Here is a 14,063-nt window from a genome sequence, read left to right on the forward strand (position 1 = left end):
TGGTGGGTAAAGGTCTTAAAGCCAAGGAGAAGGCATGCGCTCAACTCATTCTTTTACTCATATTTGCAAATCTAGGCCCGGAGTGAAAACCTACAGTTCTATAAAGTTTCTCTGCATAATTGCCAACTGTAACGCAAAGCTTAACGACGGGTGTATATTTATGAGCATTTGCCCTTACCTGCTTTAGCATAAATTCGCCAAGCCGTTTATTCCTGTAATTAGGCAAAACACATATTTCACCTATTTCGGCAAATCCCAAAGGGATGCTTTCGCTAATACCAGCAATACAAAGCCCTGCAATCTTTTGCTCGTTTTCATCAAATATATAAATGGACAAATTATTGGGGGAATAAATTTGCATCAGACGTCTAGCATCCTCTTTAACATCAACTTCATCCGGAGTACCATGAATTTCATAGTCAATTCCTCCGATATATCCTTGCATAATAGTACTGGCAAGGGTTTTACTATCAACAGAATCATTTAAAGTATGAAGAGAGTAACCACTCGGCAACACCGAAGTCATGCCGGGATCAGTCGGACAGCACATGATCTGCCGGATAACATCCAAACGATAGCCGAAAGTAAGTAAAATACTGACGTCTTCTGTTAAAATGCCTCTTATGTTTATAATATCCTTGCAACAACTAAATAGCGCTTTCCAAAAAACAGTTCTATCTACAAATGGTGATATTAAAAATGGATACATAACCGTCCCATCGTTAATAATTGCTCCGCCAACTCTGTTATTATCGTATATAATCCAAAAACATTGATCAGTAAATTTAGTATCATCTAGTCGGGAATTCCAGTCGTACCACATTTCGATATCAGCATCTGAATATAGTACCTGATATACTGCAAACAAGTCTTTTTCGGCCTGCTCTATTTTGTATTTTGACATAAACCTGCTCCTATTCTGAAAATAAATACTATAACTCATCCATTTTTTTCTTGCACTCAATGAATGAGCCGTCCTATAGTAAAACTAATGTTGTTCGTGGCCTTTAAACACAAAAAGCCACCTTCCGGTATCTCGGATAGGAGGCATGTGCGCGTAAACAAAGAGACATATAGCTTTAGCAAAAAAAAAAAGCCATACTCTCCTTGCTACTATAAAAAAGCCCACACTAATCCTATCCAAGAAAATCGATTGAACGAATTTTCATAAAAGATAGAATTAGTTTATCATTGGCTTTGGTCACCCTTTCAATTACATATAATCAGTAATATATCAATATATCCCTCTATTTACAACCCATTTATTGATAGTGATTAGCAATCGGAATTAATTCTCACTGGCAGCGCTGCAGACATGAATGTTGACATCGTATGAATAGATTGCATTGAACCTGGCTTTGTGGAACTTTATCGTTGCCGTAAATGCTGAAGTTGACGGGTAATGCCTCTTCGATTAAAAAAATTGTGTACAATTACCTGTAAAGAGTTGGTGAATCAGAATGAGCGGAAAGTTTTGGTTAGTGGTACAGTATCCTCTGAAAAGTGAAAAAGGCAGCCAACGGGACCACTGGCTGAGGGATAAAGTAACGGAATACTTGGAGATATCTCTAGCAGATGCCAGCTTAGGCAATGTTGATGGCTTTGATATGGGGAAATGCGTTTCGGATCCGAAAAAATATGCACTTAATATATTTTGTGTCATTACGGAAGAAGAACGAAGTATAGCCTTAGTGAAAAAAGTTTTAAGAGATAGCAGGCTTGATTATACTCGTATAAAAATTGCTACAATGCCTTATGGAAAAGAAGAAGCATATACTCTGAAATATGCCTATAAAAAAGGTGTTACCGATTTTTCACTGTAAAATGGAATAGGAATTCAAGTTAGGAGAGGATGAAATCAAAATGGCTGCTAATTGGTGGCTGGCTCTTTTAGTCTTGGATGCAAAATGCGCAACCATTCAGGTGACATCAAAACTGTGATTGCCCCCCGACCGAAAGAGGTCGGGGTTTTTGTTATCTTAAATATGCCGTTAACTGTTCTAACCTTTGTTTTATATAACTTATTGAATTGGTTCTAATGCCAGGGAGTGAATAATTTCCTCTTGAGAAAAAGGTTTTTTCCTGCCCAATTGTTTAACCCTCACCATAAAGGGGCTTCCAGGATTTTTCATATGATAAAAGCCTGGTATGCGCATTACTCTCGATAGATTGGTTATCATGGGATCAGAGCTGAATTTTTTGGCTAGAGCTTTTTGAATAGGAACGAATTTGCTTACGGAGCCGCCTTGAAGGGCCCAATAGATGTGATATCCGTTTTTAGTTTCGATAATCATTGTATCCTTGATTTGAGTTTTGAATTTCTTTAGAAACGCATTCTTTAATTTCGTTACTCTCTGTTTTTTTCGCAGAGCTAAAAGATAGTATTTACCTTGTTTAGTTTTTTTAACGGTAATCGATTGAAGTTGTTCTGCAGGGTCGGATTGAATGGATTCAATCATCTGTTTGACTTGTTCTTTTGTGTCTAAATGCATCGAAATTTTGTTTAAATCTACATCGATGAACTGCGCTCTGATTTTTTTGAAATCACTAGTCCTTGTTTCTCGGTAATTGATCTCCATAAATACGGCATAACCTTTTTTATTTTGAGTGAGAAGATGTATGAGCTTATTCCTTTTGGAGAAGAGAGTGAACTGAGGGGTGCGTTTTTCAAGTAGATTGAGAGGTTTATGGAGTGTCATCGCTGGGTGAATAGAAGAAGAACTGAATTTCTTGTTTTTGTTTTTAGGGTCATGGACTAAAATAAAATGAAGTTGTTCGTTCGGCTTGCAGCCTAGTTTTTTAATAAATTGGCGTGCGTGGGTGGAGAACCTTCGCAAATTTTTTGTATATCTCTTTGAGCTTAAACGTTGTGCCATTGAACCACATCTCCTTTAAAGCATGCGTTACAATCTCAGTTCTTTTCTAAACAATCATATTCTGGCAAGAGGATACAAGTGTAAGTGGCAGTACCCATTTTTCGATATTAGATATGCTGTTGAAATAGTCAGGGCATGAGCTCTGTGGATATTCGCTTTTCCTCGACTCTTTAGTGAGTGGTAAGCATATTCCTAATGGATGACCAATGTACCCTTAATGAGATTCCGATGCGTGGAGTAGTTACACGACTAGCATAATCCCATATAATTACTGTGAATCACGACGGGAAGAGGTGTTATTGTTGGATTACTTTCAAGCGACTCAGAGATTCGTTGATTATATTGAAGATCATCTGGGCGAGGATATCGATATGGATGAAGCGGTGAGTAAATCCCATATTTCCAAGTTTCACTTTTACCGATTATTTAAAGCGATTGTGGGTATAACCGTTCACGAATACATAAAAAGAAGAAAACTTAGTAAGGCGGCGGAGCATCTTCGCAAAACCAATGATGACGTCTTAATGACGGCTGTAAAGTATGGCTTTAATTCTCAAGAAGTATTTACACGTAATTTCAAAAAGCTATTTCATTATCCCCCGGCCAAGTTCCGAAGCATGAATGATGATAACTGGCGTTTAAGCAGGACGAATAAAATTAATGTAGATGCTCTTAAGCTGAAAATAAAAAACTTTAGCGGAAAAGTCGTAGTACATGAGAATGTTGAGATCATCAAAGATTTAAGGCTGGTGGGCATTGAAAGAGTAACCAACGATAATAACAGCTTCACAGTGATTGAAGCCATGGAGCATTTTATACAAGAGGCTGAGCGAATACCCAACATGGTAAATGAAACCATTTATCGTGTTTGTTATGATATGGATCAGTCAGAAGAGATTGTCCAATATAAAGAGTTAATTGCTGTGGAGGTTACTAATCACTCTAACTTGCCGTTAGGAATGACAGCGAAGTATATAGCATACACGAAGGTGGTTACCTATACCCATGAAGGTAGGTTATTTGCAGGTGAAGTAGAAAAAATTATTAATACCTATCAGTTCCTATATAGTTATCGTATCCCTTATTTGGCGTACGAACTAACCAACGAGTTATTGCTTGAAAGGTATGGCGCGGATTTTAAGGGCCCGTATCAAGAAGACTCAAAAATGGAGATTTCTTTTTCAATTCGATAACACAAATAAAAGTAGCAATAAGAATCAAAAGATAAGATGAGCGTTCTGTTATTTTTAAGTTAACGAGAAGTTGGCTTGGAAATCTAGGGAGCTTATTTTATGGGAGGGATTTCTTATGTGTACTACATTTACGCTTCAAAATAATGAATCCATTTTACTGGGACAAAATTATGATTTTTATTATGGCCATGGCTTAATTGTAGTAAGTAAGAGAGACCTGCTGAAGGAATCTCTTAAAGAAGAAGGCGAAAAAGGAGTAACATGGACATCTAAATACGGAAGTGTTACCTTCACGCAGTTTGGACGTGAGTTACCGATGAGTGGAATGAACGAAAAAGGCTTGGCTATTGCTATGATGTATCATGAGGACGGGCAATATCCGGAAGAAGATAGCAGACCTGCACTAAATGAGCTGCAATGGATTCAATATCAGTTAGACCAGTATGCTTCGGTACAAGAAGTAGTCCATAATCTAGATAACATACGATTAGAAAAATCGATGTATGAGCTGCACTATATGGTTTCAGATGCTTCAGGACAAACCGCGATCATTGAATTTGTTGCTGGAAAGCCGCAGGTGATCAAGGATGCGCCGTATTTTGCAGTAACTAACACCAGCTTCGATAAGTCACTACAATATGCAGATCAATTCAAAGAAAGCTCTCTATTTAAGCTGTCGAAGCGAGTGAATTCTCTGGATCGTTTCACACTTGCCTATCGCATAGTTGAGAATAAGAGTCTACGGTATGCATCTTCGCGAATTCCGATCGAGGAGGTATTTGTTGTATTAGGAGAAGTATCGGTAAAGCCCTCTCTCGGAAGCATCTGGAGATGGGTTGGGCACAAGATTCCGCCTACCTTTACGTATTGGAGTATCGTATTTGATATGAAGAACTTAACGATTCAATATCGAGATTATCGCAATAAGGCCATACGCTCAATTGAACTAAAGAACTTTAACTTTTCTAAAGTTGAGCCCGTATTATCCTTGCAACTGGATAATCAACTAAGAGGTGGAATAGAGTCTGATTTCAAACCCTATACCGCCCAAGATAATGAACGAATTATCCGATTAAGTTATAAACCAATTACCGATATTTTTCCGATAGAAGATCAGTTAGAACTAGCGAAATATCCCGATACATTTAAGTAAGAGTGAATAAAGAATGGCAGTATCAAAAGGAATAAAGGGAGAGAGTGAAGAATTGTGGATTTGCTAAGCCACGCTTCGCCTCCACCATGAAAATCCACAACCTAATGAGGTTGTGGTATTTGCATTTCCTCGAGCTTGTATTGCGGAATCGTCATCTTGACAAACCGTCGTTGTAAAAAGATACTTATTCGAAGTGGAGATTGCTGGCATAGCGAGAGGAGGAGTAAGCATGGATTGGGAAGCCCACATCGAACGGTGGAGCCGAAATGCCGTAAGATTGCTGGATATTCGACAATATCGCGTGGAGAGTGGAACGGTACCAGATCGCTATGTGGCGCAGGCGAGCTTTTTTGTAGTTACTACCCATGGAGAGGCGAGAGTGAGCCTGTCGGGAACGGCCCATCAAACTCGTTCATTTCACATTTTGCACGGAGGAGCGGGAGTGGAACTATCCTTTATGCCGATGGGAAACGACTTCGCTTTCTATTTGATTCTGTATAAAGCCGAATGCGTTTCGCCAGAGGATCGGGAGAGCTTTCAAATGTCGTATTCATTCACTCCTTATGCAATGCTGCCTTTGCAGGAAAAGTGCCAAGCGATGGATCGCCAGTGGAATCAAACAACCCCGCTAGACAAGCTGCAGGCACAGTCTGCCTTCCTTCCGTTTGTGTATGAGGTCATGCGACAAATGCGAACGTCAGCAACGGAAAACAGTAGACGGAACGTGGTAACTGAAGCCATTCACTATATACATGAGCATTACAGGAAGTCGATTACAGCCGAGGAATTAGCCGGATTTTACAACTGCAGCGCGAGCTATTTGTCTCGCTTGTTCAAAAACCAGATAGGGGTAGGCCCGATTGAATACCTCATTCATGTGCGCATCCACAAGTCAAAACAGCTCCTGCTGAAATCGGAGGCGCGTATTCAGGAAATAGCGAGCAGTGTAGGCTATGCGGATGTCTATTATTTCAGTCGTTTGTTCAAGAAGCATATAGGCTCCTCTCCGCTTCAGTTCCGGGAGGACAATCGGCCGACTGTTCAGTATAATCCATTAGGACTGTTAAAATCGTCTATTGTATCTCCAAAGCTTGTTTCCCATAATGAGAATGAGAGTTATTATCAGTACAATGGGGAAGGGGACACATCGATGTTCAGATTTTCAAGACCAACGTTCGGAGCAATAATGCTTTTATGCACAGCTTTGCTTCTGAGCGCATGCCAGGCAAGCAACAAGACAGGGGCACCGGTATCCTCGCCTGCTCCAACAGAGACCACTGCGGCAAACACAGCTGCGGAAACGCGTATTTACGAGCATTTGAAAGGTCAAACGGAAATTCCTGTGAAGCCTCAGCGTGTAGTTACCCTTTTTCATTTGGGAGAACTGCTGACGCTTTGCGTGAAGCCGGTAGGTGCAACTAGCTTTATTCTGAAAAACCCGCTGCTAAGCGATGTTTCTGATATTGCAGATGTTGGGGTTCCGCCTGATGCGGAGAAGATTCTGTCACTGGAGCCTGACCTCATTATTACAACAGGACCATTTGCCGAGGTAGTTGAAGGCGGGTACGAAGCGCTAAGCAAAATCGCACCAACCATTATTGTGGAGCAATACAATGATCCAATCAAGGATGTTGAAATGTTTGGCGATATTCTTGGCAAGGAAGAGGAAGCGAAGCGGTGGAATGAGGCGTTTGCAACAAAAATAGCCGATTACAGGGAGAAGATTAGCCCGTTCATTGGGGCCGATGAAACCTTCTCGATTTTGAATGTTCGTCCCGATGCGCTTTATGTTTATGGTGATACCAACATGGGAGGCAATATTATCTACAAATATCTGGGTTTGAAGCCCACAGAAAAAGTAGAGACTGACGTTATTAATGGAGAAACATGGGAGATATCTACAGAAGTAATCCCTGATTTTATAGGGGATCGCTTATTCCTAGCTGTGAATAAAGGGTCAGAGGAAAAGCTGAAGGAAGTGGAAAAGCTTATTCAGCATTCTCCAGCAGGAAAAGCAGGAAGAGTCTACAAAGTTGATTTCGATCAATTTCTTCCCAGTGACCCGATTTCTGTAGAAAAGCAGTTGGATATTATCGTTAATATGTTGGTTGAAAGCGATTAGTAATAAACGCTTATTTGACTCTAATTCGATGAAAGTCGCATACGATATGGTTTAAATGGAGCGGTTGGCAGGATTATTTATAGTAGTAAGGAAACCCCAGACCTTCGTTAGGTCGGGGTTTTCTTTTTCGGTCATAAAACTATGTATTAATGGATTCGCTGACCGGTCATCCATAACATTTCGTTCACTTCTTCACAATAACTAACGATTGCGCTCCGTTCTTAAATGGGTTATTCTTCAATGAGCGCCCCGTTTGTGCTGCGTAATTACATAATGACGGTGGTAGAATCGAGCAAGTATGGGATTGATTAGGAGGGGAAGATTGGTATACATATGCCGTTTTTTGATAGGTTTGTTTCTTCCCGTTTCGGAAGTTTAGTCTTAAATCGGTAGTATGACACTATAACTTCATAATACTTAGGTAAATGGTGCTGTGTGAACACAGCTTAAAATGGAAGATCAGTGCAAATCTGACGCGGTCCCGCCACTGTAATGCTGAGTATGCTAACGTGTTTCCACTGTATTCTATACGGGAAGGAGTTAGCCATACGATGAAGCAAAGCCAGGATACATGCCATTTGCTTTTTCTGCGACTTCACGAGGATGAAAGGAGAGATGTTTAACTGTGCATTTATTTGGGCATTGCTGTGTCCTTATGTCCGTTTGTCAAACACCTTTCACAATGACTAGTGAGAGGTGTTTTTTTGTTTTGCCAAAATAGATAAGAATAAAGGAGATGGATCAATTTGTTGCGAAAAACAAGCGAAAAATGTTTGGCATTAAGCTTAGCATTACTAATGATTTTTTCATTGTTCAGCCCAATAGCTGCGATGGCAGCGGGGGATGTTTCAGATGCTAAGGGTATAAAGGGGTATGCGACGGTATCTGTTGAGAAATTCACATTAGGACAAGGCTATATTATTGAGCCGGTTCGTGTTCCTTTCCACGAAGGAGACAATGTGGCAGCCGTTATTTCAGAGCTGTTGGGAGAAAATCACTACAGGTATAGCGGTAGTGTAGCTGATGGTTTCTATTTAGCCGCTATACATGATCCGGGCGCCGGAGAAGTCGATATTCCCTCTTATATTTTGCAAGCCATCGGAGGAAAAGGGGAGATTGGTGATCGGACGAACGCGGATTGGTTAGGCGAATTTGATTACTCTAACCAATCGGGATGGATGTACGCGGTCAATAATAAATTTCCGAATGTGGGATCTTCGGCAACCTATATTAAAAATGGCGATGTTATTCGTTGGCAATTCACGGTCTACGGGTTAGGGGATGACTTAGGAAGTAGTGGTTTACTTATTAATCCTGCCAACAAGGACGCATTAACTGAAAAAGTAGCAGAGATTAACAGCCGTGTTGATAAACTAGAAATTCTTGCCGATGATGCCGTTCGATTCGCATACGATAATGCTTATGATGCGCTCACGGATATGGAAAGCAGCCAGACTATCGTTGATGATGTGCTGGAGGATTTGGTTGAAGCCTTGGATGAAGGCCATGAGCTGAATACGGCTAAATTGGAAGCGTCCATAAAAGATGCAGAATTAAACAAAGCATCCGTGAAGATTAGTAAAGACGGTTCGGATGTAAGCATCACCGACTATTGGGTTGTCGAAGCAGAGCTTGACGCATTGGTCAAAGTGATTGTATCAGCCCAGCAGTTAGTCACTGATTTGAATGCGAATCAAGAAGAAGTGGATGCAAAGGCATTAGCACTCGATCAAGCTCAAACGGCCTTCAATGAAGCGAAAAAACCAGGTTTATGGGAAGAAGTTATTCAGCCTGAATTTAATGTTACGTTTACGGTAGCACCTAAAACAACTAAATTAGAGATCTATAATGCCAAAGATCAGCTCGTGAATATCGGCGAGGGTGAAGAGGGCACTTATAAAATATATAAAGCTTCTTTGCCTGCTGGCGCCTATAGCTACAAGGGGATTGACGCTAGCGGGAACAGTATTGGAGGAGGCAAGTTAAAGGTAACGACGGAGCCTGACCAATCCTTTGGATTCCGTCAATTGAACCTTAAAGCAACCAATGCGGGATGGAACGCGGATGTAGATTATACGGTAAGGATCGGTCAGGACAGTCCAAGCGACACGTCTCTAACTTTGGGAACGATGACGGCTGCGGGTCAATATCCAGTCCTCGTACTTGCGGGCAATACGTATTTTTACTCTTTTGAGCCAAGCAAAGCGCGTGAAGGTGAAGAATATATTGCACTTAGCAACAGTGTTACGGTCACGTTAGCAGCTCAAGCACAAGCGATTACTGGAGCCATTCCTTTATCGCGAATCATTACTTTTACGGTGCCTGAGGAAGCATCATTGTTCGTAGGTCGAAAAATCAAACATTTTGTTTCGTTTGAAAAAATTCAACCTCTGGAAACGAAAATTCAAGACGGTAAGCGAGTATCTAGCTACAAATTGATGAATAGCCAGGAATATAACTATCGGGTTAGCCAAACTGGCAAGCTGACGAACACAGGAACGTTTAGAGCGAATGAAGCGAATGCAGCAATAGAGATTACGGAACAACAATTAAATGTTCTTTCGCCTAATTCGATTTTAAACCGGGGAACTTATCTGGAAGGGAATATTTATCTCAATATCAATGAACAAAATCACTTAAAGCTGGCAGCGCCGGGCTCTGAATACAAATTGTTAACGTTACGGAGCTGGCAGGCCTTAATTGAAGGTATCAGCAATTACTTCTTTGAACCTGATTTTCATTATGAAATTATTTCCGGCGACGATGTCATTGCTATTGCAGAAGGCGAGCCGGGCAGCTATTCAACGATCCGCGCGAAAGCGAACGGAACGGCGATTGTTAAGGTAACTTATGATGCTCTTAAGGTAAATGGATCTGCATATATTACAGCTGCAAACGATGCTTTTAGCGCAATTTGGCCGGAAAATGTCGGCTTGTTTGTTGTCACGGTAGGTCAAGGCGATACTGGTATTGTAACGGGTATCGAAAGCAATAAGGCACGCAACCAAAAGGCCAATGAGGGCAAGATGGGCAATCAAGTCATGAATCTTCAAAACGGCGCGTTCGATGCGGATATCGATAGCGTGTACTTCGTGGATACAGAGCCCGGAGCTACCTATACGTTTAACCCTTCTGCAGACAGTGAAGTCAGTATTCTTCGACCTGATATTAATCATGCAGCTGGAACTGTATCTTATGGAGACGGTACTTTCTCCGCAGAAAACGTAACAAAACATTCTGACGGATCGTTCAGTGTACTGCTGACGGAAGGCCGCAATATAGTTAAGGTGGAACGAGCTGGAAAGGCCGAATACCAGGTCATGACCGCAAGGCCGCTGAGCGTGACTATCGAAAATGTAACTCATCCGTCAGAAGAAGTTGGCCCGGGAGATCAAGTCAAGGTTGTATTCCAAGGGCTATCGTTCCCAGCTAACAAGCTAGCGGGTATTTATAATTTCAATGCACAGCTAAACTTTTTTGCAGGATCAAATCGGACACTAATTACCAATGCAGCTAAACAATACAACATTACGACGCAAGGCAATAGTGTGGAGTTCAAGGTGCCGCAGGATTTGGAAGGCGGTTATATTCTAAAAGACGGACATCTTAAGTTAGGCTTTTTCGGCAGTCCTATTGGGGATCATCGTAATATTAATCCGTTAGTAGGGGCTAACCCTAATTTCACGGCGTTGACTAGAGAGGGATACTATAGTATCTTTCCCAAGATTGTAATTGTTAAAGAAGCAGATAAGACTTTTCTGCAGCTTGCCGTGGATGATGCTAAGGAACAAGTAAAATCAGTCTCCGTGAGCACAGACGGAGTGGATGTTTATTCAAGCGAATATTGGGTGACAGAAGAAGTATATAGTCAGTCTATTCAGCTTATTGAATCAGCCCAAGCTTTAATTGCTGACGAAAACGCCAGCCAAAATAAAGTCGATGCCAAGGTGTTGGCGCTAGAACAAGCGCACAATGCGTTTAATGATGCCAAGCAACCAGGATTGAAAAAAGAACCTGTAGAAGACATAAACGAACAGTTAAATAAGCATTTGTCTTATTTAGTTGAAACCGTAAACAACCCTACATTCAATACGCTTGCCGGGGATTGGAGTGTTCTTTCTCTTGCACGCGCGAATTATGATGTTCCCGAAGACTATTTTGCAACCTACTACAGCAATGTAGTGAGTGAAGTCAGAAAGCAAATGCCTAAAGGGAAGCTGGATCCCAATAAAGGCACCGAGCATTCGAGGCTTATCTTAGGTCTTACGGCAATTGGCAAAGACATCTCTAATGTAGCGGGGTATGATATTGGCGCAGCATTAGCGGACTTTGCTTACGTCACCAAACAAGGGATTAACGGGCCAATCTTTGCGCTGATTGCACTTGACAGCCATCAATATGATATCCCTGTTCAAAATGGGGTTGCGAACCCGACGACGCGCGATAAGCTGATCAATTATATTGTGGACAAAGAAGTGGACGGTGGCGGGTGGTCCTTAAAAGGAGCTGCCGATCCGGATATGACGGCCATGGCGCTTCAAGCTTTAGCCCCTTATTACGATAAGAAGGAAGAGGTTAAAGGTGTCGTAGATCGTGCACTGCTATGGCTTTCTTCTGTTCAAAACGAAGTTGGCGGTTATTTGAGCGGAGGCGCCGAAAACGTCCAAAGCGTCGCCCAAGTAATTGTCGCATTAACCAGCTTGGGTATTGATCCTCATACGGATGTGAGGTTCAACAAAAACCGCCATTCAGCAGTCGACAATTTGTTGACCTATGCGGCGCCGACAGGCGGGTTTGTTCATCCAAAAGGCGGCAGTGTAGACGGAATGGCAACGGACCAAGGCCTTTATGCCCTAGTCGCGTATGCCCGTTTCCTAAATGAAGAAACTAATCTGTATGATATGACAGATGTTGTGATTGAGAAAACGGAGCCGGGCGATACGGTTCAACTTCCCGACAGCGGGCAATCTATCGTCATACCAAACGATGGCAAAGATTACACGATACGTGTGGAGGAAGCGGATCAGGGCAAGCAGGTATCTATTGAACTGCCTGATCGTGCGCAATCGAAAACATTCATTAATTTGCCTGCAAATGCAGCTCTGCCGAATCTGTCGATTTGGAGAGGCGGCATCACTGTCGACTTCCCGCAAGGGATTGTTATGGATGACGGTTCGAATCAAACGCTTGAACTAATCACGTCTAACAATAAAAAGGACGAGACGCTCAAGGCAGGCTTGATCGGCCTGATTGATTCGAAGCAGCAATTAGATGACGTTCACGAATTTTTCACGATCGGCGGAAACGGATCAATTCACTTTAAGAATGGATTTGTTGCTTTTACCTTTAAGGACATGAAGGGCAAAGAGGCCGCTTTTATACAAAATAACCAGCTTGCCTCTATTCAAAAGTTTGCTACCGATCAAGAAGGATTAGCAAGCGGCAAGCACGAGTATGCGTATGAAGCTGGAAATGACCTTATTGTTAAAACGAATCACTTTACCGACTTCGTCATCTATTCGCTCAAAGAAAAGGTCGATAATGGCGGTGGCACTCCACCGGGCGATGGCGGCGGTGTTGGGCCAAACCCTGAAAAAGGAACGATTCAATTATCTATTGATAAGTTAACGATTAAAAAGGGTTTTGTGTTGTCGCCAACTACAGTTGAATTCACGCCGGGCGAATCGGTCTGGGAGGTTTTGAAAAGAGAGCTGGATAAACGCGGTATTGCGTATAAAAACTCATTCTCACAAGAATTTAATAGTATCTACATCGAATCCATTGCAGGCGATGGAGAGTTTGATCACGGCGAGCTCAGCGGTTGGATGTATAACGTGAATGGAACATACCCTAATTATGGAGCAAGTCTATATAAGCTAAAACAGGGTGATAGTGTCCAATGGCGCTATACGACCAATATGGGCGAGGATTTTATCAAATTTCCTTTGGTTATAGACGAAGACATTGAAGGAACAGATGAACCTAACAAAGAAGAAAAGACTTTGGCAGACTTCTATACAGATAACGCAAATATTTCTTCTTGGGCTAAAGATCTTATTTTGGAAGCAACAAAAAAAGGGTTTGTTCAAGGAAATAATGGAAAGCTGAATCGGAAAAATAAAATCACTAGGGCTGAATTTGCCAAGTTGATCGTGGAAGTCTTTAACGTTCAAGCAAACGGCGAGGCAGCGGGTCTTTTCCGTGATGTTCGGACAACGGACTGGTTCTATTCTTACATCAATACCGCATATGCTGCAGGAATTGTGAAAGGGTACGGGGATCAGTTCCTTCCAAATGAAACCATTACAAGAGAAGAAATGGCGGTAATGATTGCAAGAGCAATGAAACGGGAGCCGCTTAAATCAAACGTTTCCTATCAAGACCGCGACCAAATTGCGTCATGGGCGCAGGGGCATGTTGCTGACCTTTCATCGTTAAAAATTATGGAGGGTTATGCAGATCAATTTAATCCAAAAGGTACAGCAACTAGAGAAATGGCTGTCGTTGTTGCAATGAGAGCGTATCTAGCAAATAAATGATTTTAGATATTTGCACAAAAACAGTCCATGGCAAATTAGTGGCATGAGCAATAAATAAAGGCAGAATATGAAATTGTCTCTATACATTTCGCCATGGCCAATAATTAGAAGAACCCAACCGTTGAGGTTGGGTTTTTTCTTTGGTTATTTAATCCTTAAATAGGTGGAGAGAATTACAAT

General features: G+C 41.7%; 7 protein-coding genes and 1 riboswitch. Of the genes, 5 read left to right on the forward strand and 2 right to left on the reverse strand.

Translation table 11 applies throughout. The annotated features are described in order from the left end of the window. Positions 1-40 precede the first annotated feature (40 nt). Positions 41-904 (reverse strand): GNAT family N-acetyltransferase, encoded by an 864-nt coding sequence (locus E0496_RS29040; protein ID WP_161601626.1) that lies wholly within the window; start codon positions 902-904, stop codon positions 41-43. A gap of 556 nt (positions 905-1,460) precedes the next feature. Here E0496_RS29040 and E0496_RS29045 point away from each other — a divergent pair. Continuing rightward, complete coding sequence (locus E0496_RS29045) at positions 1,461-1,823, forward strand: hypothetical protein (RefSeq protein ID WP_141505318.1); 363 nt, start codon at positions 1,461-1,463, stop codon at positions 1,821-1,823. 198 nt (positions 1,824-2,021) lie between these two features. Here the strand turns inward: E0496_RS29045 and E0496_RS29050 are convergent, their stop codons facing one another. Then, positions 2,022-2,876 carry a DNA-primase RepB domain-containing protein gene (locus E0496_RS29050; RefSeq protein ID WP_141505320.1) on the reverse strand — a complete coding sequence of 285 codons (855 nt, stop codon included), beginning with the start codon at positions 2,874-2,876 and terminating at the stop codon, positions 2,022-2,024. 302 nt (positions 2,877-3,178) lie between these two features. Here E0496_RS29050 and E0496_RS29055 point away from each other — a divergent pair, with 302 nt between their 5' ends. From E0496_RS29055 to E0496_RS29070, 4 genes are all read left to right on the forward strand, one after another. After that, positions 3,179-4,069, forward strand: coding sequence for an AraC family transcriptional regulator (locus E0496_RS29055; protein WP_141505322.1), 891 nt, complete (start codon positions 3,179-3,181; stop codon positions 4,067-4,069). 115 nt (positions 4,070-4,184) lie between these two features. Then, positions 4,185-5,222, forward strand: coding sequence for a linear amide C-N hydrolase (locus E0496_RS29060; RefSeq protein ID WP_141505324.1), 1,038 nt, complete (start codon positions 4,185-4,187; stop codon positions 5,220-5,222). Between the two features lie 229 nt (positions 5,223-5,451). Beyond that, the gene (locus tag E0496_RS29065; protein ID WP_141505326.1) at positions 5,452-7,344 is read left to right on the forward strand and encodes an AraC family transcriptional regulator; all 1,893 of its coding nucleotides are present in this window, start codon (positions 5,452-5,454) and stop codon (positions 7,342-7,344) included. A 409-nt stretch (positions 7,345-7,753) separates the two neighbouring features. Further along, positions 7,754-7,937, forward strand: a riboswitch (cobalamin riboswitch). A gap of 204 nt (positions 7,938-8,141) precedes the next feature. After that, the gene (locus E0496_RS29070; protein ID WP_206669902.1) at positions 8,142-13,883 is read left to right on the forward strand and encodes an S-layer homology domain-containing protein; all 5,742 of its coding nucleotides are present in this window, start codon (positions 8,142-8,144) and stop codon (positions 13,881-13,883) included. Positions 13,884-14,063: the final 180 nt, after the last annotated feature.

It is taken from the genome of Paenibacillus luteus, assembly GCF_006542765.1.
In the GTDB taxonomy this organism is placed as follows: domain Bacteria; phylum Bacillota; class Bacilli; order Paenibacillales; family Paenibacillaceae; genus Pristimantibacillus; species Pristimantibacillus luteus.

Excerpts from the sequence above, each read along its gene's own strand:
- E0496_RS29040 (WP_161601626.1), bottom strand. The coding sequence starts at position 904 with ATGTCAAAATACAAAATAGAGCAGGCCGAAAAAGACTTGTTTGCAGTA.
- E0496_RS29045 (WP_141505318.1), top strand. The coding sequence starts at position 1,461 with ATGAGCGGAAAGTTTTGGTTAGTGGTACAGTATCCTCTGAAAAGTGAA.
- E0496_RS29050 (WP_141505320.1), bottom strand. The coding sequence starts at position 2,876 with ATGGCACAACGTTTAAGCTCAAAGAGATATACAAAAAATTTGCGAAGG.
- E0496_RS29060 (WP_141505324.1), top strand. The coding sequence starts at position 4,185 with ATGTGTACTACATTTACGCTTCAAAATAATGAATCCATTTTACTGGGA.
- E0496_RS29065 (WP_141505326.1), top strand. The coding sequence starts at position 5,452 with ATGGATTGGGAAGCCCACATCGAACGGTGGAGCCGAAATGCCGTAAGA.
- E0496_RS29070 (WP_206669902.1), top strand. The coding sequence starts at position 8,142 with ATGATTTTTTCATTGTTCAGCCCAATAGCTGCGATGGCAGCGGGGGAT.